24 protein-coding genes and 3 pseudogenes are annotated in these 22,627 nt (G+C 73.6%); 6 read left to right on the top strand and 21 right to left on the bottom strand.

Features of this window, described 5'->3' with window-relative positions; genetic code table 11:
- Positions 1 to 95: 95 nt before the first annotated feature.
- Entirely contained in the window at positions 96 to 962 is an 867-nt protein-coding gene (locus ABT300_RS28290) for an NAD(P)-dependent oxidoreductase (RefSeq protein ID WP_351681302.1), read from the top strand.
- A 226-nt stretch (positions 963 to 1,188) separates the two neighbouring features.
- Entirely contained in the window at positions 1,189 to 1,731 is a 543-nt protein-coding gene (locus ABT300_RS28285; RefSeq protein WP_351681299.1) for a type 1 glutamine amidotransferase domain-containing protein, read from the top strand.
- 160 nt (positions 1,732 to 1,891) lie between these two features.
- Here the strand turns inward: ABT300_RS28285 and ABT300_RS28280 are convergent.
- Both ABT300_RS28280 and ABT300_RS28275 read right to left on the bottom strand, forming a co-directional pair.
- A pseudogene (locus ABT300_RS28280) lies at positions 1,892 to 2,182 on the bottom strand (DUF6158 family protein); the annotation flags it as partial.
- Positions 2,183 to 2,319: 137 nt separating this feature from the next.
- Complete coding sequence (locus ABT300_RS28275) at positions 2,320 to 3,939, bottom strand: ABC-F family ATP-binding cassette domain-containing protein (protein WP_351681296.1); 1,620 nt, start codon at positions 3,937 to 3,939, stop codon at positions 2,320 to 2,322.
- A 206-nt stretch (positions 3,940 to 4,145) separates the two neighbouring features.
- Here ABT300_RS28275 and ABT300_RS28270 point away from each other — a divergent pair, with 206 nt between their 5' ends.
- Positions 4,146 to 4,967: a class I SAM-dependent methyltransferase gene (locus ABT300_RS28270; RefSeq protein WP_351681293.1), complete on the top strand. Its 822-nt coding sequence runs from the start codon at positions 4,146 to 4,148 to the stop codon at positions 4,965 to 4,967.
- A 24-nt stretch (positions 4,968 to 4,991) separates the two neighbouring features.
- Here ABT300_RS28270 and ABT300_RS28265 read toward each other — a convergent pair whose 3' ends face one another.
- The 13 genes and pseudogenes from ABT300_RS28265 to ABT300_RS28205 all read right to left on the bottom strand — a co-directional run bounded on the left by ABT300_RS28265 (position 4,992) and on the right by ABT300_RS28205 (position 13,872).
- Positions 4,992 to 5,276, bottom strand: a complete 285-nt coding sequence (locus ABT300_RS28265) for a gas vesicle protein K (RefSeq protein ID WP_057582193.1) — start codon at positions 5,274 to 5,276, stop codon at positions 4,992 to 4,994.
- Positions 5,273 to 5,461: a gas vesicle protein gene (locus ABT300_RS28260; RefSeq protein ID WP_351681290.1), complete on the bottom strand. Its 189-nt coding sequence runs from the start codon at positions 5,459 to 5,461 to the stop codon at positions 5,273 to 5,275. Before ABT300_RS28260 ends, ABT300_RS28265 begins: the two co-directional genes overlap by 4 nt.
- The gene (locus ABT300_RS28255) at positions 5,458 to 6,243 is read right to left on the bottom strand and encodes a GvpL/GvpF family gas vesicle protein (RefSeq protein ID WP_351681287.1); all 786 of its coding nucleotides are present in this window, start codon (positions 6,241 to 6,243) and stop codon (positions 5,458 to 5,460) included. The genes ABT300_RS28260 and ABT300_RS28255 overlap by 4 nt, the downstream gene beginning before the upstream one ends.
- Complete coding sequence (locus tag ABT300_RS28250) at positions 6,240 to 6,662, bottom strand: gas vesicle protein (protein WP_351681285.1); 423 nt, start codon at positions 6,660 to 6,662, stop codon at positions 6,240 to 6,242. The genes ABT300_RS28255 and ABT300_RS28250 overlap by 4 nt, the downstream gene beginning before the upstream one ends.
- On the bottom strand, positions 6,659 to 7,915 hold the full coding sequence (locus tag ABT300_RS28245; RefSeq protein WP_351681282.1) for an SRPBCC family protein: 1,257 nt from the start codon (positions 7,913 to 7,915) through the stop codon (positions 6,659 to 6,661). Before ABT300_RS28245 ends, ABT300_RS28250 begins: the two co-directional genes overlap by 4 nt.
- Entirely contained in the window at positions 7,912 to 8,565 is a 654-nt protein-coding gene (locus tag ABT300_RS28240) for a DNA primase (protein WP_351681279.1), read from the bottom strand. Before ABT300_RS28240 ends, ABT300_RS28245 begins: the two co-directional genes overlap by 4 nt.
- Positions 8,562 to 8,825, bottom strand: a complete 264-nt coding sequence (locus ABT300_RS28235; RefSeq protein WP_266725687.1) for a gas vesicle protein GvpG — start codon at positions 8,823 to 8,825, stop codon at positions 8,562 to 8,564. The genes ABT300_RS28240 and ABT300_RS28235 overlap by 4 nt, the downstream gene beginning before the upstream one ends.
- Before the next feature lie 7 nt (positions 8,826 to 8,832).
- A complete protein-coding gene (locus tag ABT300_RS28230; RefSeq protein WP_351681277.1) occupies positions 8,833 to 9,591 on the bottom strand; it encodes a GvpL/GvpF family gas vesicle protein in 759 nt (252 codons plus the stop codon).
- On the bottom strand, positions 9,588 to 10,028 hold the full coding sequence (locus tag ABT300_RS28225; RefSeq protein ID WP_351681274.1) for a gas vesicle structural protein GvpA: 441 nt from the start codon (positions 10,026 to 10,028) through the stop codon (positions 9,588 to 9,590). Before ABT300_RS28225 ends, ABT300_RS28230 begins: the two co-directional genes overlap by 4 nt.
- A gap of 67 nt (positions 10,029 to 10,095) precedes the next feature.
- A pseudogene (locus tag ABT300_RS28220) lies at positions 10,096 to 10,368 on the bottom strand (gas vesicle protein GvpO); the annotation flags it as partial.
- A 315-nt stretch (positions 10,369 to 10,683) separates the two neighbouring features.
- Entirely contained in the window at positions 10,684 to 11,616 is a 933-nt protein-coding gene (ligD, locus tag ABT300_RS28215; protein WP_351681272.1) for a non-homologous end-joining DNA ligase, read from the bottom strand.
- Positions 11,613 to 13,460: a transketolase gene (locus ABT300_RS28210; RefSeq protein WP_351681269.1), complete on the bottom strand. Its 1,848-nt coding sequence runs from the start codon at positions 13,458 to 13,460 to the stop codon at positions 11,613 to 11,615. The genes ligD and ABT300_RS28210 overlap by 4 nt, the downstream gene beginning before the upstream one ends.
- A 4-nt stretch (positions 13,461 to 13,464) precedes the next feature.
- The gene (locus ABT300_RS28205) at positions 13,465 to 13,872 is read right to left on the bottom strand and encodes a hypothetical protein (RefSeq protein ID WP_351681266.1); all 408 of its coding nucleotides are present in this window, start codon (positions 13,870 to 13,872) and stop codon (positions 13,465 to 13,467) included.
- A gap of 152 nt (positions 13,873 to 14,024) precedes the next feature.
- On the opposite strand from ABT300_RS28205, the pseudogene ABT300_RS28200 reads away from it, so the two are divergent.
- A pseudogene (locus ABT300_RS28200) lies at positions 14,025 to 14,978 on the top strand (TIGR03557 family F420-dependent LLM class oxidoreductase).
- Between the two features lie 106 nt (positions 14,979 to 15,084).
- Positions 15,085 to 15,444 (top strand): DUF6204 family protein, encoded by a 360-nt coding sequence (locus tag ABT300_RS28195; protein ID WP_351681264.1) that lies wholly within the window; start codon positions 15,085 to 15,087, stop codon positions 15,442 to 15,444.
- On the opposite strand, the gene ABT300_RS28190 is transcribed toward ABT300_RS28195, so the two are convergent.
- The 6 genes from ABT300_RS28190 to ABT300_RS28165 all read right to left on the bottom strand — a co-directional run bounded on the left by ABT300_RS28190 (position 15,404) and on the right by ABT300_RS28165 (position 21,440).
- The gene (locus tag ABT300_RS28190; RefSeq protein WP_351681261.1) at positions 15,404 to 15,967 is read right to left on the bottom strand and encodes a GNAT family N-acetyltransferase; all 564 of its coding nucleotides are present in this window, start codon (positions 15,965 to 15,967) and stop codon (positions 15,404 to 15,406) included. The genes ABT300_RS28195 and ABT300_RS28190 overlap by 41 nt on opposite strands.
- Positions 15,968 to 15,987: 20 nt before the next feature.
- Positions 15,988 to 16,242: a LapA family protein gene (locus ABT300_RS28185; protein ID WP_351681258.1), complete on the bottom strand. Its 255-nt coding sequence runs from the start codon at positions 16,240 to 16,242 to the stop codon at positions 15,988 to 15,990.
- Positions 16,243 to 16,350: 108 nt separating this feature from the next.
- A complete protein-coding gene (locus ABT300_RS28180) occupies positions 16,351 to 17,274 on the bottom strand; it encodes a S66 peptidase family protein (RefSeq protein ID WP_351681256.1) in 924 nt (307 codons plus the stop codon).
- Positions 17,271 to 19,313: a S9 family peptidase gene (locus ABT300_RS28175; RefSeq protein ID WP_351681254.1), complete on the bottom strand. Its 2,043-nt coding sequence runs from the start codon at positions 19,311 to 19,313 to the stop codon at positions 17,271 to 17,273. Before ABT300_RS28175 ends, ABT300_RS28180 begins: the two co-directional genes overlap by 4 nt.
- Complete coding sequence (locus ABT300_RS28170) at positions 19,310 to 20,614, bottom strand: M20/M25/M40 family metallo-hydrolase (RefSeq protein ID WP_351681251.1); 1,305 nt, start codon at positions 20,612 to 20,614, stop codon at positions 19,310 to 19,312. Before ABT300_RS28170 ends, ABT300_RS28175 begins: the two co-directional genes overlap by 4 nt.
- Complete coding sequence (locus ABT300_RS28165) at positions 20,607 to 21,440, bottom strand: M55 family metallopeptidase (protein ID WP_351681248.1); 834 nt, start codon at positions 21,438 to 21,440, stop codon at positions 20,607 to 20,609. Before ABT300_RS28165 ends, ABT300_RS28170 begins: the two co-directional genes overlap by 8 nt.
- A 218-nt stretch (positions 21,441 to 21,658) precedes the next feature.
- Here ABT300_RS28165 and ABT300_RS28160 point away from each other — a divergent pair, with 218 nt between their 5' ends.
- Entirely contained in the window at positions 21,659 to 22,582 is a 924-nt protein-coding gene (locus ABT300_RS28160) for a sigma factor (RefSeq protein WP_351681246.1), read from the top strand.
- Positions 22,583 to 22,627: the final 45 nt, after the last annotated feature.

Raw genomic sequence — 22,627 nt, 5'->3', positions numbered from 1 at the left:
GGCAGCGGTCCGCTGCCGCCGCCTGGCGGAAAGCGCGGTGCAACGTGGACGACGTCGGATCCCCCGGTCTCGCCGGCTTCATCGGCCTGGGAGTCATGGGGCAGCCCATGGCCCTCAACCTCGCCCGCGCCGGCGTCCCCCTCGTGGTGTGGAACCGCACCCCGGGCCGGTGCGACCCCCTGCGCGCCGCCGGGGCCGAGGTCGCCGCGGGCCCCGGCGAGGTCTTCGCCCGGGCCCGCACCGTGATCCTCATGCTGGCCGACGAGAGCGCGGTGGACGCGGTGCTCGCACGCGGCACGGCGGAGTTCGCGGAGCGCGTCGCCGGGCGCACCGTCGTGCACATGGGCACGACCTCGGCCGAGTACTCGTACGGCCTTCAGGACGACGTCCGGGGCGCGGGTGGCCGCTATGTCGAGGCCCCGGTCTCCGGCTCCCGCGTCCCCGCCGAGCAGGGCGAGCTGGTGGGGATGCTGGCAGGCGATCCGGCCGCCGTGGCGGCCGTACGGCCGCTGCTCGGCCCGCTGTGCCGGGAGACCTTCGCCTGCGGGGCGGCGCCGCAGGCCCTGCTGATGAAGTTCTCGGTGAACCTGTTCCTGATCACGCTGGTCACCGGCCTCACGGAGGCGTTCCACTTCGCCGACCGGCACGGGCTCGACCGCGGCCTGCTCCGGGACGTCCTGGACGCGGGCCCGATGGCCAGCGCCGTCTCCCGGACGAAGGCGGCCAAGCTGCTGACCCGGGACTTCAGCGTCCAGGCGGCCGCGGCCGACGTCCTGAAGAACAACCGGCTGATCGCCGACGCCGCCCGCAGGACCCGGCTGGCCTCACCCCTCCTCGACGTCTGCCACGCGCTGTACGGCGAGGCCGTCGAGCAGGGGCACGGCGGCGAGGACATGGCGGCCGTGCTGCACGCGCTCGAGACCCGGACCGGGAGCGGCGCCGGAGCCGCCCACGGGGCCTGAGCCGCCGGGGCCGGGGCGGGACGAGGAGCAGCCGGCGTCCGCCGAGGCCAAGCCCGGGTCGTGTCAGGTCGTGCCGGGCTGTGTCGGGCACGTCTCCTCGGGTACGCGGTGGTCACCCGAGGCGGCCGGAGAGGGCCGTCGGCCGGGCCCCTGCGCACGGCGACGGTCCGTGCGCCGGAGGGGCCAGGACCAGGCCGCAAGGACACGGAAAGGACGTGGGAAAACCATGCGCATCGCGTTTCTGACGGCGCCCGAGGGCGTCGAGCAGGTCGAGCTCACCGATCCCTGGCAGGCGGCGGTCGACGCAGGTCACGAGCCCGTCCTGGTGTCGACCGCATCCGGCAGGATCCAGGCGTTCAACCATCTCGACAAGGCGGACACGTTCGGCGTGGACGAGGTCGTCGGCGAGGCGTCCGCGGACTCCTTCGACGGGCTGGTGCTGCCCGGCGGCGTCGCGAACCCGGACATGCTGCGCTCCGACGACAAGGCCGTGGCGTTCGTCAAGGACTTCTTCGACCAGGGCCGGCCGGTCGCCGCGATCTGCCACGCGCCGTGGACCCTCGTCGAGGCGGACGTCGTGCGGGGCCGGGTGCTCACCTCGTGGCCGAGCCTGCGGACGGACATCCGCAACGCGGGCGGCGACTGGGTGGACGAAGAGGTGAAGGTCTGCGACCACGGAGCCGGAAAGCTGGTCACGAGCCGCAAGCCGGACGACCTCGAGGCGTTCTGCGACACGTACCTGCGCGTGTTCGCGCAGGAGACCGGCTGAGCGACCCGAACACGGCGGACCCGGCAGGGGCTCACGCCCCGTCGGGGCCGCCGCTCGCGCCGGTGCTCCTCGTGCCCGGGCCGGGTGAGCCAGGGCCGGGTGCGCCCGGGCCCCACTTGCCGACGGGCGTGGCCGCGGGCTCCGGCTCGCCGGCGGCCCTGGTCCCGGCCGGGGTCCGGCGGGCGCCGCCGTTCGACCCGGCGCCCCGTTCCCTGGCGCCGTCGCGGGTGCGCCCCGGGGAGACGAACCGGCGCGGGTTGCGGCGCAGATACTCGCCCTCCAGCCGCGCCATGCGGTCGTTGTGGGCGCGCAGGGCGTCGTTCGAGCCGTGCAGCAGGGTGTCGTGGCGCGTGCGGTGGATCGTCTCCAGCTCTTTCATCAGCTGCTGGTCGTCCAGCCGGTCCGGGTCGACTCCGGTCATCGTGGTGCCCCGCTCGTCGTGTGCGTCCATACGGTCCGGGCGCCCCGTCCGGGAGCGGTGTCAGCGCTCCCTCGCGGCGCGGCCCGGGAGGGAACCGGGGAGCTCGTGTCTCTGACTCCACTGTACGAACATTCGGGGTGCCCGCGCGCCGACACGGACCGCGTGGGCTACCTTGCGCGCTCCACGCGTCGTTCGTCCCACACCGGCTCAGCGGTCTCCCGGACCCGGCCGTCGCTGCCGAAGACCAGGTACCGGTCGAAGGAGCGGGCGAACCAGCGGTCGTGCGTGACGGACAGGACGGTCCCCTCGAAGGCCTCCAGCCCCTCCTGGAGCGCCTCCGCGGACTCCAGGTCGAGGTTGTCCGTCGGCTCGTCGAGGAGCAGGGCCGTGACGCCCTGCAGTTCGAGCAGCAGGATCTGGAAGCGGGCCTGCTGACCGCCGGAGAGGCGGTCGAACGTCTGCTCCGCCTGCTGGGTCAGCTCGTAGCGCCGCAGCCGGGACATGGCCGCGCCCCGGTCCTGGGAGTGTTCGCTCCACAGGATGTCCAGCAGGGTGCGGCCCAGCAGCTCGGGATGGGCGTGGGTCTGGGCGAAGTGCCCGGGCTCCACCCGCGCGCCGAGCTTCCACTCCCCCGTGTGCGCCACCGCCTCACCGGCCAGCAGCCGCAGGAAGTGCGACTTGCCCGAGCCGTTGGAGCCGAGGACGGCGACCCGCTCGCCGTAGAACACCTCCAGGTCGAAGGGCTTCATCAGGCCGGTGAGCTCGAGCCCCTTGCAGGTGACGGCCCGCACACCGGTGCGGCCGCCCTTGAGGCGCATGGTGATGTCCTGCTCGCGCGGCGGCTCGGGGGGCGGTCCCGCCTCCTCGAACTTGCGCAGCCGGGTCTGGGCCGCCTGGTAGCGGGACGACAGCTCATGGCTGATGGACGCGGCCTGGCGGAGGTTCAGCACCAGCTTCTTCAGCTGGGCGTGCTTCTCGTCCCACCGGCGGCGCAGTTCCTCGAAGCGGGCGAAGCGCTCGCGGCGGGCCTCGTGGTAGGTGGCGAAGCCGCCGCCGTGCACCCAGGCGTCGGCGCCGGCCGGCCCCGGTTCCACGGAGACGATCTTCTCGGCGGCGCGGGAGAGGAGTTCGCGGTCGTGGGAGACGAAGAGGACGGTCTTGCGGGTCTCCTTCAGCCGCTCCTCCAGCCACCGCTTGCCGGGCACGTCCAGGTAGTTGTCCGGCTCGTCCAGCAGCAGCACCTCGTCGCCGCCGCGCAGCAACGCCTCCAGCACGAGCCGTTTCTGCTCGCCGCCGGAGAGGGTCCGCACCGGACGGAACTGCGCCTTGTCGTAGGGGATGCCGAGCGCGGCCGTGGTGCACATGTCCCACAGCGTCTCGGCCTCGTAGCCGCGCACCTCGGCCCAGTCGGAGAGGGCCTGCGCGTACTGGAGCTGAGCGGCCTCGTCGTCGACGGTCATGATGGCGTGCTCGGCCTTGTCGACGGCCTGCGCCGCCTCGCGCAGCCGGGGCGGGGCGACGGACACCAGCAGGTCGCGCACGGTCGTCTCGTCCCGCACGGAGCCGACGAACTGGCGCATCACGCCCAGGCCGCCCGAGACGGTGACCGTCCCGCCGTGCGGCTTCAGCTCACCCGAGATCAGCCGCAGCAGCGTGGTCTTGCCGGCGCCGTTGGGCCCGACGAGGGCCACCACCGCGCCTTCGCCCACCCGGAAGGACACGTCGCCGAGCAACGCCCTCCCGTCGGGGAGGTAGTACTCGAGGTGTGCGGCTTCCAGGTGTCCCATGGTGAGGCATTGTGCGGGCCGCCCCCGACCCGCGGCAAACCGAATATCCGCTCCGCCCACGCGGTCCGAGCGCCGGCCGCGTGCCGTCCGCCCGCCGGCCGCAGGTTGTCCATATAGCGAAACGAACTGTCTCATCATACGAGCGACAGCGTACGGTGACGACACCGGGCACCCGGTTCGCCGAGCAGCCGAGAAGGGGTACAGCCATGCCGAGAGCGCAGGAGACCGCCGTCTACACGCACGGACATCACGAGTCGGTGCTGCGGTCGCACACCTGGCGGACCGCCGCCAACTCCGCCGCCTACCTGCTCGGCTCCCTGAAGCCGCACATGAAGATCCTCGACATCGGCTGCGGGCCGGGCACCATCACCGCAGACCTGGCCGCCCTCGTCCCCGACGGACACGTCACCGGCGTCGACCACGCGCCCGGCGTCCTGGAGCAGGCCCGCGCCACGGCGGCCGGGCGGGGTCTGGCCAACATGGACTTCGCGGTCGCCGACGTGCACGCGCTGGACGCTCCCGACGACACGTTCTGCGTCGTGCACGCCCACCAGGTGCTCCAGCACGTCGGCGACCCCGTGCAGGCGCTGCGCGAGATGCTGCGCGTGACCAGGCCGGGCGGCTATGTGGCGGTCCGCGACTCCGACTACGCGGCGATGACCTGGCATCCCGCCTCGCCCGGCCTGGACGACTGGCTGGACCTGTACCACCGGGTGGCCCGGGCCAACGGCGGCGAACCGGACGCCGGCCGCCGGCTGAAGTCCTGGGCGCTGGCCGCCGGGTTCACCGACGTCACGGCCACCTCCGCCACCTGGACCTTCAGCACACCCGAGGAGCGGGCCTGGTGGAGCGGCCTGTGGGCCGACCGCACGGTCGCCTCGGCGTACGCGGAGCGCGCCACGCAGGGCGGTCACGCCACCGCGGAACAGCTGCACGCCGTGTCACAGGCCTGGCGGGAGTGGGGACGGCGGGAGGACGGCTGGTTCGCCGTGCTGCACGGAGAGATCCTCTGCCGCAAGGCCGCCTGAGCCTCCCGGCCCGCCCAAGGAGGCTCATTCCCGGGGAAGCAGCGGTCCCAGCGGCCCGAGGTCCAGGTTGAGGTCCTCGGGCCGCAGACCGTAACGCTCGCGCAGTTCGGTCATGCGCTCGTCGAGCAGCATCAGCGTGAGCCCGATGCGCTCCTCCTGCTCCTCGCTCAGGTCGCCCGTGTCGAAGCGGCGCACCGCCTGGCGTTCCATCAGCTGGCGCAGCAGCTCCACGACGGTCAGGACGAGCTTGACCAGATCGCGTTCGACGGTGTCGGGCTCGAGGTCGACCCGGTGGCGACGGTCCGTCACAGCAGATCCCCCCAGGGCGACGGCACGTTCTCGTTCACCGAGCTGATCAGCGCGTTGAGATCGATGCGGACGAGATCGACGTCCGCGATGCGCAGGGTGACGTCCCCCGTGATGACGACCCCGCCGGCCAGCAGCCGGTCGAGCAGGTCGACGAGGGCGACCTCGCGGCGCTCCACGACGGTCATGCGCCCTCCCCCGGCCCGCCCGCCCCGACTCCCTCCGTCATGTCCACGAAGGAGTAGGCCGCCCACGGGCCGGTGAGCTCCACCCGTATCCCGGGCTCCTCGCCTTTGGTGCGGTCCACGATCTCCACGAACTCCTCGGACTGCGCGCGCGGCACCAGATAGGCGGCGTTCAGCACGTTCTGCCCGGTCACCCCGGAGAGCGCGGGATTCTGCGGCGGGTGGAGGCGGGCGTCCTGGGCGCGCGCGGACAGCGTCGCGTGAAGCCGTGCCGCGAACCGCTCGGCGCGCTGCCAGGTGTCTTCCTGGGCCCGGGCGCTCGTGCGCCGCTGCCTGAGGTAGTCACGGCCCGAGGCGGGCCTGGCCGCGGGCTCGGGCTCCCGCGCCCCGGGCTCGACGTACACCTTGACGCCCCACTCGACCCGCCCGTCGAGCCGGTCCAGGGTGCGCAGGAATTCCTGCTCGTGCTTCTCCATCATCACGCGGACGGCGCTGTCGTCCCGGAAGACGGTGGCGAGCCGGAGCGGCAGGGGCGTGGTGACGGCCGTCAGCGCGTCCACGACCTGCTGGTGGGCCCTGGCCGTCTCGGTGAGCCAGTCCAGGTCCTCGAGACGGCGGCGGAGCGGCTCCTCCGCGAAGTCGCGCTCCGGCACATGGCTCACGACGGCGATCAGGCCGTGATGGGCCAGCAGCCGGGGCGGATCCCCCGCCACGCCCGACAGGGCGGTCTGCAGGGGCGCGCCGAGCGGGCGGCAGACGGCGTACACATAGCGCAGTCCGATCACGGGGACTCCTTCCGGGCGTTCCCACGGGCATCCTGCGGGGCGTCGTGCCGGGCTCCGCGCGCTTCCCGGGCCTGCTGCCGGACCTCCTCACGGGCGCGGCCCGGTGCCAGCTCCTCCGGCTCCTCCAGGCGGGCCAGCCGCTCGCGCAGCTCGGCGTTCTCCCGCGCGAGCTCCTTGCGGCGGGCGCCGGAGGACAGGGCGGGGTCGTCCTCCCACCAGTCGATCCCCATCTCCTTCGCCTTGTCGACGGAGGCGACGACGAGCCTCAGCTTGATGGTGAGCAGTTCGATGTCGAGCAGGTTGATCCGGATGTCGCCCGCGATCACGATGCCCTTGTCCAGGACACGCTCGAGGATGTCGGCCAGGTTGGCTCCGCCGCCCTGGCCGTACGGCTCCGGCATCCGGCTCGCCATGGTCATCGACGGCTCCTGCGCTGGTCCGCGGCGTCCTCGTCCTCGGGTTCCTCCTCGTCGTACTCCTCGTACTCGTCCTCGGCGTCCGCCGGCTCGCCGCCCTCTTCGGCCTCGGGCTGCTCCTCGTCGTCGTACGCCTCGTCCTCGTACTCGTCGTCGGCCTCGTCCCCGTCCTCGGCCTGGTCGTCGTCCTCGTCCTCGGCGTACGGGGCGTCCTCGTCGTCCTCCTCATCGTCCTCCCGGCGGGCGTCCTCGGCATCCCGCGGCTCGTCGTCGTCCTCGACGTCGCCGTCGTCGGCCCGGGCCTCGGCGTCCTCGTCCCCGTCGTCGCCCCGGTTCTCCTGCTCGTCCTCCTCGGCCACCGCGTCCTCATGGGAGGTGACGACCTCGCCGTCGCGGATCTCGCCGCGCCAGCTGTCCTGCGCCTCCCCCTTGACGGTGATGAAGCGGGCGAAGTTCTTCAGGTCGAGACGGGCACGGCGGCCCTGGGCACGCCAGATGTTGCCGGTCTTCTCGAACAGGCCCGTGGGGTAGTACTCGATGACCAGCAGGATCCGGGTGAGGTTGTCGGCGAGCTCGTGGAAGGAGACGACGCCCTTCGTGGTGCCCTTGGCGCCCTCCGACGTCCAGGCGATCCGGTCGTCCGGCACCTGTTCGGTGGTCTTCGCCTTCCAGCTGCGGTTGGACCAGAAGACCTTCGCCTGCCAGTCGCTCGTGGTGTCGTCGGCGCGGTTCGCGCTCTTGACGCCCTTGGCGAAGGTGCTGAAGTCCTGGTACTGCGTCCACTGGTCGTAGGCGGTGCGCAGCGGGACGCCGACGTCGATCGTCTCCATGATCACGGTCGGCTTCTTGCCCGCGCTCTTCTTGCCCTTGCCGCCCTTGCCGCCGCCGAGGCTCTTCAGGGCGCCGGTCACCTTGTCCTTGGCCCGCGAGGCGCCGAGTTCCAGGGCGGAGCGCACCGGCCCCTTGCCCTCGGCGATCTTCCGGCCGCCGTCGAGGGCGAGTTTGGCGAAGCCCGGGCTGTTGCCCTCGGCGATGTCGTTGAGTTTGGCGGTGGTGTCGCCGAGCTTGGCGCCGACGCCGGTCAGCAGGCGTGTGGCCTGGGCGGCGAGGTACTCCTGCACCTCTTCCTTGAGCCGGTCCGCCGCCTCGCTGTGCGCGATGCCGGAGAGCGGGCTGCCGTTGCCGCCTGCCGCCTTGCCCGCGGTGTCGGACGCCGCGGACGTCGCGGACCTGGCGGATCCGAGGGTCTCGGTCATCGGTCGCCGCCTCCCTTCGGCCGCCGGGACCGGGATGCGGCGCCCGAGGCGGTCTTCGTCGCGGTCCGCGTGCCCGTCCTGCCTGCCGACGCGGTCTTCTTCGCGGCCGGGGTGCGGGCCGCGGTCTTCCGGGCGGGCGCCTTCTTGGCCGGCGCCTTCTTCGCCGACTTCTTGGCCGGCGCCTTCTTCGCTTCGGCGCGCCTCGACGACGCCCGCTGGTCTTCGCCGCCCTCCTCGTCGTCGGCGCCGCCCTGCGCGTCCTCGTCCTCCCGCGCGCCCTGCGGCTCGTCGTCCGCGTCGTCCGCGTCGTCGTCCGCGCCCCTGCCCGGCACGACGCCCTCGATCTGGTCGCGCACCTCGGCGGTGCGCCCGTGCAGACGGTCGGCCAGAGCCTCCATCTGCCGCTCGACCATGGCCCCGGAGGCCGCCTTGCCCACACCGCGCAGGTCGGTGCGGAGCTGGTCGCCGATCTCCTTGAACTGCGGGTTGTCCCGCAGCTGCTGGGACACCAGGTCGGCGATGCCCTTGGGCGTGAGGTTCAGCTTCTTGCCCGCCACCAGCGAGCCCACCGCCAGGGCGAGTTTCAGCTTCCTGGTACGTCCGAGGAGGTACCCGGCCCCTATCGCGAGGCCCATTCCCGTTCGGTTCATCCTGCCCACCCGTCGTCCGTTCCCGCGCTTCTGCGCGTCGCGATCTCCATCCGGTCGAGGAGTTCGTCCTCCTGCCGGTCGAATTCCTCCTCCGTGATCTCACCGGCGTCCAACTGCTCCTCGAGCCGGGCGAGTTCAGCCCGAACGGTGCTCGGGTCGTAGTAGATCCGCTCGGCCTCCTTCAGCACCTGGCCGATCACCCAGCCGCTGCCGCGGACCGGGGCGAACGGAAGAAGGAGCACCTCTGAGATGAGTCCCATGACACGCCTACTCCCCGGTGGCGCCCGCGGGTTCGGGTTCGGCCGGACCGGGCTCCACGAAGCTGTACGGCGGCAGCGGTCCGTTGACCCGCACCTCGAGATGCGGGCGGCCCTTGCGGAGTTCCTCGGCTGCCTCGAGGAACCCGGCCGCCGCGTCGCGGTCCACCAGGAAGGACAGGTTGACCAGCCAGCCCGTGGACTCGGGGCCCACGCTGACGTGCGCGGCGAGCGGCTCGAGCTGCTGCCGCACGTCCGCCGCGTCCTCGGCCTCCTTGGCCTTGACCGCTGCGGCCACCATCTCGCCCAGCTGCAGCCGCTGCTCGTAACTGCCGCCGCCGGACTGCCGGTTGGCCTCGGCCAGGCCCCGCAGCTCGGGGCTCTCGGCCATCACCTGGTGCAGCACCGCCTCCTCGACATGCGAGGCCTTGACGTTGTACTCCACCCGCCCCTCGAGGACGTCCAGCCGCTCCTTGTAATGCCCGGCGCGCTCGGCGAGGACCCCGGTGACGGAGCTGTCGTCGGGCGCCACGCTGCCGAACCGCATGGGCAGCACGCAGCCGCCGGCGCCCGCCTCGGCGAGCACGCTCTGGTGGGCGAGCAGCTCCCTGCGCTTGGGCCGCAGCCCCTCGGGGGCGTCGCTGACGATCGCCGCGAGCTCGCCCTCGGTCAGGACGCGCACCGGCAGCGGCGGCTCGCCGACGCCGGCCAGGCCGTCGGGAAGGGCGGGGTGCGACCGCGCGACGATGCCGTAGACGTAGGTGCTCACTCCTGCTCCTCCTTCCGGCGCGTGGAGGTGCTCTTACGGGCCCGGGGCCTGGCCTCGCGCTCGCGCTCCCCGGAGGAGCCCTCGTCGCGGGCCTGCTTGAACGCGTCGGAGATGGTCTCGGCCGCGCCGGACAGGGCGCCCTTGGACTTGCCGCGGGCCCCGGACTCGGTCATCTCGCCGACCAGGTCGGGCAGGCCCGGGTCCTTGCGCGGCCCTGCCTCCAGGTCGAGCCGGTTGCACGCCTCGGCGAAGCGCAGATAGGTGTCGACGCTGGCCACCACGACCCTGACGTCGATCTTGAGGATCTCGATGCCGACCAGGGACACCCGCACGAACGCGTCGATGACGAGACCCCTGTCGAGGACGAGTTCCAGCACGTCGTAGAGGCCGCTCGAGCCGCCCCCACCGCCGGTCTGTTGTGCCGGGACAACGGTCATGTCTACCGCGCCTCCTTGTCTGGAAGATCTTGATGTGGATGGTCGGACAGCGGTTCGGGCGGGCGGCCTAGCGGCCGCCCTGCCGATGTGCGTCGGCCCGCCCGCGCTCGTAGCGGCGGACCCGCCGGTAGCCGGTGAGCTGTCCTGCGGAATCGAGGTCGACCTGGTAGCTCGCCATCAGGCTCATCGTGTCGGGCACCCGGGCCAGCTCCATGACCTCGATCTCCAGGGCCCAGCCGTCCTCGGTCTGCTCGAAGGACGAGACGCTCTCGGCGGTCATGCCGGTCAGCTCCGCGAGCTGGGCGCGCGCCTGGCGCAGCACGTCCATGGGGCCCGGCCGGTCGTCTGCCACGTCGTCTCCGCCTTTCCCGTGCCGAGGAGCCTTCGGCCTGTCCGGGTTCCTCGAATCGTCAGAACTGTTCGAACTGCGTGAGCGGTGCGAACCGCGTGCGCTGTGTGCGCTGTGTGAGCCGTGCGCATCGCGTGAGCTGTGCGAACTGCGTGCATCACCTGAAGAGCGTGAAAGGTCCGGGTCGTCCCGATCGCGCGATCGTTCGGGATCGCGAGATCGGTGTCCGTGTGCCGGTGATGTGTTTTCCGTGTTCACGATGGCCACCTCTTCCTCCGGGTGGCCGGAACTCCCTTGGCCAAACCTTCACGAGCCCCGAAGTGCCTCGAGTCGGCGCCGGGCGGGACCCAGCGCCCGCCCCCGCCCCGACGTCCCGGACCAGGGCCGTGTGCGGGCCTGCTCGACGGCGTCGGCGATCGTCCAGCGGCGCGGGCCGAGCTCGGGGTCGTCGAGCTGCGCCCAGCTGATCGGCGTGGCGACGGGCGCCCCCGGCAGCGCGCGCACGGTGTAGGGGGCCACGGCGGTCTGTGCGTACCCGTTGCGCTGGACGTCCAGGTAGAGCCGGTCCCCGCGGTCCTTCTTGCGGGCTGCCGTGGTCAGCCGGTCGGGGTGCTCGGCGGCGAGCAGCTCGGCGACGTCCCGGGCGAATCCGCGGACCCCGTCGAAGTCGTCCTGCCCGTCGACCGGGACCACGACGTGCAGCCCCCGCGAGCCCGTCGTCATCAGGTCGGCGGGCAGCCGCAGCTCGTCGAGGAGCCCGTGCAGCCGGACGGCCGCCTCGCGGACGGCGGCGAAGGGGGAGCCGTCCGCCGGGTCGAGGTCGAAGACCATCAGGTCGGGGCGGTCGGCCCGGTCGGACCGGGACAGCCAGCGGTGCAGGGTGAGGCAGGCCTGGTCGGCGAGGAACGCCAGCGTGGCGGCGTCGTCGCACACGGTGTGACAGACCGTGCCGCCCTCCTTCGCCAGCTCTGCCCGCGTGATCCACTCCGGGTAGTGCTCGGGCGTGTTCTTCTGCATGAACCGCGGCCCGTCGACGCCGTCCGGATGCCGCTCCAGCATCAGGGGGCGGCCGCGCAGCTGCGGCAGCAGGAAGGGGGCGGCCTCCCGGTAGTAGGCGACGAGGTCGCCCTTGGTGTACTCCTTCGCGTCCCCGTCGCCCGGAAAGAGGACCTTGTCGGGCCGGTGCACCTCGAGGGTCCGGCGGCCGGCCCGCACGGTGCGGACCTGGTCGCCGCTCACGGCGTGATCGCCTGCTCCACCAGCAGCCGGGCGGACGCGGCGATGGACTCCGCGTCGATGCCGGCGGCGTGCAGCTGCTCCGCCGGGCTCGCCGAACCGGGCATCGTGCGGACGGCGAGTCGCACCAGGCGGGGCGCCGGGCGGCCGTCGAGGAAGGCGTCGAGGACCGCGTCCCCGAGGCCGCCCTCCGCGTGGTGGTCCTCCACCGTCAGCAGGCACCCGGTCTCCTCGGCGGCCCGGCGCAGCGTGGCCCGGTCGACCGGCTTGACGGAGTACAGGTCGACGACCCGGACCGCGATGCCCTCGCCGTCCAGCGCCTCGGCGGCCGCCAGCGCCTCGTGCACGGTGACGCCGGCCGCGACGATCGTCAGACGGTCCCGTTCCGAGGAGCGCAGCACCTTGCTGCCGCCGACCGGGAACTCCTCGTCCGGTCCGTAGAGGACCGGCGCGGCGCCGCGCGAGGTGCGCAGGTAGCGCACGCCGTCCAGGCCCGCCATGGTGGCCACGAGCCGGGCGGTCTGGTTGGCGTCGCACGGGTACAGCACGGTGGAGCCGTGCACCGCCCGCATCATCGCCAGGTCCTCCAGGCCCATCTGCGAGGGGCCGTCCTGCCCGATGGCGACCCCCGCGTGGGAGCCGACCAGGTTGACGCCGGCTCCGCTGACGGCCGCCATGCGGATGATGTCGTGGGCGCGGCTCAGGAAGGCCGCGAAGGTGGAGGCGTACGGCGTGAGGCCGCGCGCCGCGAGGCCGACCGCGGCGGCGACCAGTTGCTGTTCGGCGATGTAGCACTCGAAGTAGCGGTCGGGGTGCTCCTTGGCGAAGGCCTCGGCCCGGGTGGAGTCGCCGACCTCGCCGTCGAGGGCGACGACGTCCTCGCGGGCGGCGCCGAGAGCGGCGAGGGCCTTGCCGAAGGCGTCCCGGGTGGCCGCCTCCTCGCCCTTGTGCCAGCGGGGCAGGTCCGGCTGTCCCGAGGGGACGGAGTGCAGCATCCGGGCGTCGGCCGGCTCGTGCACGCGGACCCGCAGGTCGCGGACGCCGCCCAGCTCCTCGATCGCCTCGTCGGCGTCCGGCAGCGGCTTGCCGTGCAGGCCCTCGCGGTCCTCGACGGAGGCCACGCCGCGGCCCTTCAGGGTGCGCGCGAGGATCGCGGTGGGCTGCCCGCTGGTGGAGACGGCCTCGCCGTACGCGCGGTCGATCGCGTCCACGTCGTGCCCGTCGACCTCGACCGTGTGCCAGCCGAAGGCCTGGAAGCGGCGGGCGTAGGCGTCCAGGTCGTGGCCGTGCCGGGTGGGGCCGCGCTGGCCGAGCCGGTTCACGTCCACGACGACGGTGAGGTTGTCCAGGTGCTCGTGGCCCGCGTGCTCGGCGGCCTCCCACACCGAGCCCTCGGCGAGCTCGCTGTCCCCGCACAGCACCCAGACGCGGTATCCGGTGTGCTCCAGCCGTTTCCCGGCCAGCGCGACGCCGACGCCGACCGGCAGGCCCTGACCGAGCGAACCGGTGGCGGTCTCCACCCACGGCAGCCGCTGCGGCGTGGGATGTCCCTCGAGCCGGCTGCCGAGCTTCCGGAAGGTCAGCAGCTCGTCGTCGTCGACGGCTCCGGCGGCCTTGTAGGCGGAGTACAGCAGCGGGGAGGCGTGGCCTTTGGAGAGGATGAAGCGGTCGTTGCCGGGGTGGGCCGGGCGGTCGAAGTCGTAGCGGAGGTGGTGGGCGAGGAGGACGGCCATCAGGTCCGCGGCCGACATCGAGGACGTCGGGTGCCCGGACCCCGCGGCGGCGGACGCGCGCACGCTGTCCACCCTCAACTGCTGTCCGAGTTCGACGAGTTCGGCGGTTTCCATCGGGTCAGCGGTCTCCTTCCGCGCGGTCGTCGCGCTGGGCGGTCCCGGGGCCGGGCCGGCTCTTCGCGGGCTCCCCGGCGGGCTGGTTCTTCGCCGGCTCTCCGCCGGGCTGGTTCTTCGCCGGCTCTCCGCCGGGCTGGTTCTTCGCGGGTTCCGCGGCCGGCTCGCCGTCATTGCCGTCGTGCGACGTCCTCGCCGGTCCGGAGCTGTGCCGTCCCACCTCGGGCGTCGGCACGTCGATCGACTGGGAGCCGTCCTCGGGGGACGGCGACGACCGGCCGGCGGCGGATTCGGGGGCGCCGTCGCCGTGCCGGCCCACCCCGGGCGTCGGCGCGGTGATCGACTGGGAGTCGTCCTCCGGGGAGGGATGCGGTTCTGCGGACTCGGCGGTCGCGGGATTCTGGTCGTTCACGTCGTTTCCCCTCTCGGCGGCGTCCCTGCGGGTGGCGTACAAGGGTTTCCGCGTCCCCCGGGCAGGGGCCGCCAAACGTGCGCCGGTTTCCCGTCCGGGCCCCGGGTACCCGGGCGGCGACGACGAACCACCCCAGTCGCGGAGGTGCCCCCATGACCGAGTACGGCTACTTCCTGGCCTGCGAGGAGTTCTCCCCCGCGGACCTCGTCGAGCAGGCCCGCATGGCCGAGCAGGCCGGATTCCGGGCTCTGTGGATCTCCGACCACTACCACCCGTGGAACGGCGAGCAGGGTCAGAGCCCGTTCGTCTGGTCGGTGATCGGCGCGCTGTCGGAGGCGGTGTCGCTGCCCGTCGAGACGGCCGTGACCTGTCCGACGGTCCGCATGCATCCGGCGGTGGTGGCGCAGGCCGCCGCCACGGCCGCGGTGATGACGGGCGGTCGCTTCCGTCTCGGCGTCGGCTCGGGCGAGGCGCTGAACGAGCACGTCCTCGGCGACGCCTGGCCGCCCGCGAACGTGCGCCTGGAGATGCTGGAGGAGGCGGTCCAGGTGATGCGCCGGCTGTTCACCGGCGAGGAGGTCAGCCACTACGGGGCGCACTACACGGTGGAGAACGCCCGTCTGTACACGGTCCCCGACGAGCCGGTCCCCATCGACGTCTCCGGGTTCGGCCCGAAGGCCACCTCGCTCGCGTCCCGGGTGGGCGACGGCTACATCACGATGATGCCGGACGAGCCGATGGTCGAGCAGTTCCGCAAGGGCGGCGGGGGCGCGAAGCCGGTCAGCGGCGGCGTCAAGGTCTGCTACGGCACGGACCGGGCGGAAGCCGTCCGCACGGTCCGCCGCCTGTGGTCGAACCAGCTGCTGCCCGGCGAGATGGGCCAGATCCTGCCCACCCCCAGCCACGTCGAGCAGCTGGATCCGCTGGTCAGCGAGGAGATGGTCGACGAGAACACGGTGTGCGGCGACGACCTGGACGAGCACCTCGCCGCCCTCACCGCCTTCTGAGACGCCGGCTTCGACCGCGTCTACGTCGGCCAGATCGGCCCCGACCAGCGCGGCTTCTTCGACTTCTACCGCACCAAGGTGCTGCCGAGCCTGCCGTGAGCGGCCCGGACGCCGCGGAAATTCCCGGTGGGCGGCCGCCCCCCGCCCGTAGAGTCGCTCCTTTCCACGGCGTCGACGGCGTCGCCGGCCTTGCGAAGGAGCGGCAGTGAGTGAGCAGCACACCTACCGGGTGATCGTCCGGGGGACGTGGGAGGGCCTGCGGGAGGAGGACCGCGCGCGGCTGCTCGCCGAGGCGGCCGACCACGGGCTGACGAGCATGCGGTTCACCGAGGAGGGCACGCTGACGTACGAGCCGTCCCCGCTGAAGCACTTCTCGATGCGCTATGTGGTGGTGTCGGACGCGGCGGACGGCGACGAGATGGCGGGCGCGCTCGCCGAGGAGCGCGCCGAGACGACGCTGCGGGAGCGCGGATACGGTTTCACCGGGCTGAGGTCGACGGTCACGGACCTCGACACCATGAAGATCAACCGGAAGTCCGCGGCCCGGTCCGCGGCCCGGCGGTGATCGCCCACCGTTCGTGGTCGCGCCACTCCCCGTCGATCTGGATCATCTCCGGGGAGAATCCCTCCAGCCGGAAGCCGCAGGCGCGGGCGAGGCCGATCGAGGCGGCGTTGCCGGGCTGCACGTTGATCTCCAGCCGGTGCAGCCGCAGCGGTCCGAACGCGTGACCCACCACGAGGCCGAGCGCCTCGCGCATCAGCCCCCGTCCGGCCGCGTGCGCGAAGGCGCCGTAGCCCAGTGCGCCGCTCTGGAAAGCGCCCTGGACGATGTTGTTGAGGTTGACGAACCCGGCGATGGCGTCGTCCTCCCGGGTGCACACCAGGAAGCCGGCCTTGGACGGATCCTCGATGAGCCGTCCCGCATAGGCCGTGTAGGCGTCGGCGGTGGCGGGCGGGAACAGCCACGGGCGGTGCAGGTCCTCGCTCTCGCGCACCCGGGAGGTGAACTCCGGTCCGTCCTCGTAGGTGAAGTGGCGTATCCCCACGCGGGGGCCCTCGGCGAGGTAGCGCGATGCTGTGTGCGGCATCCGGCCAGCCTACGGCCGGGTCACCTGCGCCGGGTCCGGGAGTAGGCGAAGTACGACCCGCACAGCGCGCCGACGATCCCGGTGGCCAGCAGGGCGGCCCACAGCGGCATGGTCACCACGGGGACCAGCAGCCGGATCTCCGTCTCCTGGGTGTTCTCGAAGATGAAGACCAGGGCGAGGGCGACGAGCACCAGCACGGCGATCCGGCCGGGCGTCATCGCCGTCCTCCCCTGGCTCCCGGAGGTGCTGGCGCTCTTGGAGGTCTTCGGGCTCATGCCTCCAGGGTCGGCCCGGCGGCCCGCTCCCGCACGGTCGGGGCTGCCCTTCGGGTGACGCGGCGCGGACCGCCCTCCTCGGCCGCCGCGCCGGCGCCCGAGGCGAGGTCAGCGCAGGGCCGGTGCGTCGAGGGCGAGCGTGCCCTCGTCGGCGTCGAGCACGGCGCTCACGCCGAAGGGCACGGTCAGCGCTCCCTCGCAGTGCCCGAACCCGAGGTCCTCCACGACGGGGACGCCGAGTCCGCCGAGCCGGTCGGCGAGGACCGGACGGAGCTCCTCGTAGGGGCCGCACCGGTCCCAGGAGCCGAGGGCGACGCCCGCGACGCCGTCCAGCCATCCGGTGCGCAGCAGCTGGGTGAGGGCCCGGTCGACGCTGTACGGCGGCTCGGCCACGTCCTCGATCAGGAGCAGCCCGCCGCGGGCCCCGGCCCGGGTGTGCGGGGTGCCGTACCCGGTGGCGAGCAGCGTCAGACAGCCGCCCAGCGTGACGCCGCGCGCCCGGCCCGCAACGAGGGCGGAGCCGGCGGCGCCGACGACGCGGACGGTCTCGGGGGCGAACAGGGTGGCCTTCAGATGGTCCTGCGCCCGGGCGTTCTTGATGAAGTCGATGCCGGCGGCCACCGGCCCGTACAGCGTGACCAGGCCCAGCCGGAGCGCGAACGCCTCGTGCAGGGCGGTGCTGTCGCTGAAGCCGACGAACACCTTCGGGCCCGCGGCCCGCATCGCGTCCCAGTCGAGCAGGTCGACGACGCGCTGGGCGCCGTAGCCGCCGCGGGCGCACAGCACCGCGTCGACGCCGGGATCGCACCAGGCCCGCTGGAGGTCGGCGGCGCGGTCGGCGTCGGCGCCCGCGAGGTGCGGCAGGGCGGGGTGCCGGTCCAGCACATGAGGGGCGGCCACGGGGTCGAGGTCCCAGCTGCGCAGCAGGTCGAGGCCGGCCTGCAGCCGTTCCTCCGCCACCGGCCCGCTGGGCGCGACGACCGCGACCCGGGCGCCGGAGGCGAGCCGGGAGGGCCGTACGAGTTCCTTCACGGTGCGAGCTCCAGCCTGGGAACGCCGGGCGGGTGCAGCCCGAACACCTGAGCGTACAGCGACAGCTCGGCCTCCAGCGCGCGCACCGTCGTCGCGGCCCGCCGGAACCCGTGCCCCTCTCCCTCGAACGTGAGGTAGGCGTGCGGCACGGGCCGCTCCGCCAGCCGCTCCAGGAGCCGCTCGCACTGGGCGGGCGGGCAGATCACGTCGTCCAGGCCCTGCAGCAGCAGGAACGGCACGGTGATCCGGTCGGCGTGCTCCACGGGCGAGCGCTCCGTGTACCGGGCGGGCGCCTCGGCGAGCGGTCCGACGAGCCAGTCCAGGTAGCGCGACTCGAAGTCGTGGGTGCCGCCCCTCGCCCAGCCGACGAGGTCCAGCACCGGGTAGCGGATGGTCCCGCAGGCGTAGACGCCGCCGCGGGTGAGCGACACGGCGGCGGTCCAGCCGCCCGCGCTGCCGCCGCGGATCGCCAGCCGTGCCCGGTCCGCGAGGCCCTCGTCGGCGAGGGCCAGGGCGACGGCCGCGCAGTCCTCGACGTCGACGACGCCCCACTGTCCGCGCAGCCGCTCCCGGTACTCCCGGCCGTAGCCGGTGGAGCCGCCGTAGTCGACCTCGGCGACCCCGATGCCGCGGGAGGTGAAGTAGGCGATCTCCAGGTCCAGCACGAGCGGGGCGCGGTCGGTCGGGCCGCCGTGCGCCCACACCACGTACGGCGGCAGCTCGTCGTCGGGGCCGACGACGCCGGGGTGACGGGGCGGGTGGACGTGCGCGTGGACGTCGCGCCCGCCGGGTCCGGCGAAGGTCCGCACCCGGGGCTCGGAGTAGTGGGCGGGGTCCACCGGGTCGTGGTGGGCGGCGCCGACGACGCCGGTCCTGCCGGTGCGGGCGTCGAGCTCCACCACCTCGTACCCGCTGCGCGGACTCGCCGCGACGGCCACGACGCGTTCGCCGCGCACCGCGAGGGCGGGGGCGAACTCCGTCCACGGGCCGGGCGCGTCGGCGAGTTCGCCGGTCTGCGGGTCGAGGATCCCGAGCGCGGCGGTCCCCCGGCCGTGGACGACGGCCACGCGCCCGTCGTCCAGCGGTGCGAACCAGCGCAGTCCGGGCTTCCACAGGGCCCCGCCGAACTCCTCCTGCCGCGGGCACAGCGGCTCGTGGTCGCGGTACAGGTTCCACCAGCCGCTGCGGTCGCTGACGTACAGCAGCGCCTCGTCCGCCGGCTGCTCCCCCTCGCCCGCCGTTCCCGCCCGGTCGCCCCTCGCCCGCGCCGCCCAGTCGACCTGCGCGACCGACTCCTGCGGGCCGCCCGCCACGACCCGCGCCCCGCTCAGGACGCCGTCCCGCGTGACGTCGGCGACCAGGACCTCCGTGCCCTCCCACGGCATCCGGGGGTGGTCCCAGACCAGCCAGGCGGCCCGGCGGCCGTCCCGGGTCAGCCGCGGACCGGTGACGAACCGGTGTCCGTCGTCGGCGAGTTCGCGCACGGCGGAGCGGTCGGCGGCGGCCGAGCCGTCCAGCGGCACGGCCGCGAGCACCCGGCGCACGTCGCCGGGCCCCTCGCCGGTGAACTCCTCCAGCACGCACCACGCTTCGTCCCGGTCGAGCAGCAACTGCGGCTCGGCCCAGCGCAGTCCTCCGCCCACCGCGGAGAGGGGGGTGAGCGGTCTCGGCGCGCCGCCGGACCCGGGCTCGTACGCGTACAGCCGCTGGTCGGCGAAGTGCGCGAACACCACCAGGACCCCGCCGTCGCGCACCGCGGCGGCCCAGGGCTGCCCGCCGTACTCGACGACCCGGCTGCGCACGTTCCACGGCGGCGCGAGCACGGACTCCCGCGTGCCGTCCACGCGCCGCCGGACGAGGGTGCGGCGGCCGTTCTCGGCGGGCCGGGGCGCGGTCCACCACACCTCGTCGCCGACGAAGCCCACGTACTCGGGGCGTCCGTCGTGGGCGGCCGCGAGGGCCGCGTCGACGGGGGACGGCCAGGAGCCGTAGGGCAGGACGCGTACCTCGCCCTCCGGGGCGCCCACGACGCGGTTCACGCCGTCCGCAGGAGCCGGTCGAGGACGCGGACGCCGAAGTGCAGCGCGTCGATCGGCACCCGTTCGTCGACCCCGTGGAAGAGGGCCTGGTAGTCGAAGCCGGGCGGCAGCTTCAGCGGGGCGAAGCCGTAGCCGGTGATGCCGAGCCGTGAGAACTGCTTGGCGTCCGTGCCGCCGGACATGCAGTACGGCACCACGTGCCCCTCCGGCGCGAACTCCTCGACCGCGGCCCGCATCCGGGCGAACAGCGGCGCGTCCACCGGTGCCTGCAGGGCGACTTCGCGGTGGGCGAACTCCCAGTCGACGTCGGGCCCCGTCAGTGCGTCCATCGTCGCCCGGAACTCCTCCTCGCCGCCGTGCAGATACCGTCCGTCGACGTATCCGACGGCCGTCCCCGGGATCACGTTGAGCTTGTAACCGGCGTCCAGCATCGTGGGGTTGGCGCTGTTGCGGACGGTGGCCTCGACGAGGGAGGCGGCCGGTCCGAGCTTCTCCAGCAGGCCGTCGACGTCGCTCAGGTCGGTCTCGACGCCGTACAGCGCGGCGAGTTCGGTGAGCGCGGCCCGGACGGTGGGGGTGAGCCGCAGCGGCCACGTGTGCTCGCCGATCCGGGTGACGGCCGCGGCCAGCCGGGTCACCGCGTTCTCCCGGTTGACCTTGGAGCCGTGTCCGGCGCGCCCGTGCGCGGTGAGCCTCAGCCAGCCGGTGCCGCGCTCGCCCGCGGCGACGGGGTAGATCTCGCGTCCGGCGCCGTCGTGGAAGGTGAACGCCCCGGACTCGCCGACGGCCTCGGTGCAGCCCTCGAACAGCTCCGGATGCCGGTCGGCGAGGAACCCGGAGCCGTCGACGGCGCTGGCCTCCTCGTCGGCGGTGAAGGCGACGACCAGGTCGCGCCGGGGCCGCACGCCCTGCCGGGACCAGGCCCGCAGCACGGCGAGGATCATCGCGTCCATGTTCTTCATGTCGACCGCGCCGCGGCCCCACACGACGCCGTCGCGCACTTCGCCGGAGAAGGGGTGCACGCTCCAGTCGGCGGGCTCGGCCGGGACGACGTCCAGGTGGCCGTGGACGAGCAGGGCGTCCGCGCCGGGGTCCAGGCCCTCGATCCGGGCCACCACGTTGGTGCGGCCCGGGGTGCGTTCGAGCAGCGTCGGCTCGACGCCCGTCTCGGCGAGCAGCGCGGCCGCGTACTCGGCGGCGGGGCGTTCGCGGCAGTCGCCGCCGCCCCGGTTCGCGGTGTCGAGTCGGATGAGGTCGGAGGTGAAGCGGACGACCTCGTCCCGCGCGTGTGCGTCAGCCATACTGCTCCTCGATCGCGGCCGAGACGATCGTGGTGACCGCCTTGAAGGTGCGGATGCCCTCGTACATGGTGCCGCTGGTGTACGCGACCTTCCGCTCGCCGACGCGGTCGACGCCGGGCACCACGGTGGCCGCCATCGCCAGGTGCTCGGCGTCGAACTCCACGGCGACGGCGAACGGGCCTGCCCGCAGCGGCTCCTGACGGACCGCCAGCCCGGCCGCCTCCTGCGCCGCCGCCCGGATGTCGGCCGCGGTGCGGGCCGGTGTGCGGCACACCGCCGCGTAGCGTGAGACATGGTCCTTGACCGCCACCTTCAACGCCCCGGGCGCGTAGCCGAGCGCGTCCTCGCAGGCCACGTCGTCGCCGGTGACGAGGACGACCGGCACGCCGAACTCGGCGGCCACCCGTGCGTTGAGCAGCCCCTCGCTGGCCCGCACGTCGTCGAGCCAGACGCCGGTGATGGAGTTGGCGAGGTAGGTGTGGGCGAGGACGCCCTCCATCCCGGCGCCCGCGTGGTAGCCCACGAACGCGATGCCGTCGACGTCGCCGTGCTGGACGCCCTCCACCATGGACAGCGACTTGTGCCGCCCGGTGAGCATCTGAGCCCGCTCGTCGAGCTGCTCCAGAAGCAGGTTGCGCATGGTCCAGTGGGCCTCGTTGATCAGGACCTCGTCGGCCCCGCCGGTGAAGAACCCCCGCACGGCGGCGTTCACGTCGGAGGTGAACATCGTGCGGCAGCGTTCCCACTGCGCGGTCCCCGGCAGCACGTCGGCGGGCCAGGTGACGCCGGTGGCGCCCTCCATGTCGGCGCTGATCAGGATCTTCACGTCCGCGGCCCCCGTCCGGTCCAGTGAGTCCGAGCCTAGGACCTCCGCGGTCGATCACGGTGGAGAAAGGCCGCGACGCTCCTGGACACAGCCGTCGGCGCCGCCCCCGGCACGGCCGTTGGCGCCGCCGTCGGCGGACGTGCTCTGATCTGTCGCGTACACATCCGCACCGTGGTGACCGCGTGTCCGCGCCGCGGTGATGACGAGGGGGATCGGCCATGACCGCACACACCACGCTGTCGGCGGAGCGTTTCGAGGCCGACCGGCCACGCCTGCGCGCCGTCGCCCACCGGATGCTCGGCTCGCTCGGCGAGGCGGACGACGCGGTGCAGGAGACATGGCTCCGGGCGAGCCGGGCCGACGTCGGCGACGTGGCGAACGTCAGCGGGTGGCTGACCACGGTGGCGGGCCGGGTGTGCCTGAACATGCTGCGCTCCCGTGGGCGGCGGCACGAGACGCCGCTCGACGCCTGGAGCGCCGACGCCGCGGGAGCGGCGGCCGCCCCGGCGGAGGGCGGCGACCCGGAGGAGGAGGCGCTCCTCGCCGACGCGGTCGGGGTGGCGCTCCTGGTGGTCCTGGACACCCTGGCCCCCGCCGAGCGGCTGACGTTCGTCCTGCACGACCTGTTCTCGGTGCCGTTCGACGACATCGCCCCGCTGATCGAGCGCACGCCGGCCGCCACCCGCCAGCTGGCCGGGCGGGCTCGCCGCCGTGTGCGGGGCGGCGACGCTCCCGCCGTCGACCGGGTCAGGCAGCGCGAGGTCGTCGACGCCTTCCTCGCCGCCACCCGCGGCGGCGACTTCGAGGCGCTTGTGGCGCTGCTGCATCCGGACGTGATCCTCACCGCCGACCGTTTCGTGATCCCGACGCCCGGTCCGGTCGCCGTGAGCGGCGCCCGGCCGGTGGCCGAGGGCGCGATGGCGGCGACGGGACGGGCCCGGTTCACCGGTCCCGCCCTGCTGGACGGCACGGTGGGCCTGGTGATGGCGCCGCACGGAAGGCTGCGGCTCGTGCTCGTCTTCACGTTCGCCGAGGACGGGATCACCGCGATCGACGTCGTGGCGGACCGCGAGCGGCTGGCCGGGATCGAAATGGCGGTGCTCGACGCCGCGGCGACCGACGCCCCCGCCCTCGACGACTGACGCGTCCGCGAGGCGGCGGCCGCAGCGCACGGCCGCCGCCTCGCG

The organism is Streptomyces sp. NPDC001027, assembly GCF_040299045.1.
Taxonomy (GTDB): Bacteria; Actinomycetota; Actinomycetes; order Streptomycetales; family Streptomycetaceae; genus Streptomyces.
This window is presented reverse-complemented; position numbering and strand designations above follow the sequence as displayed.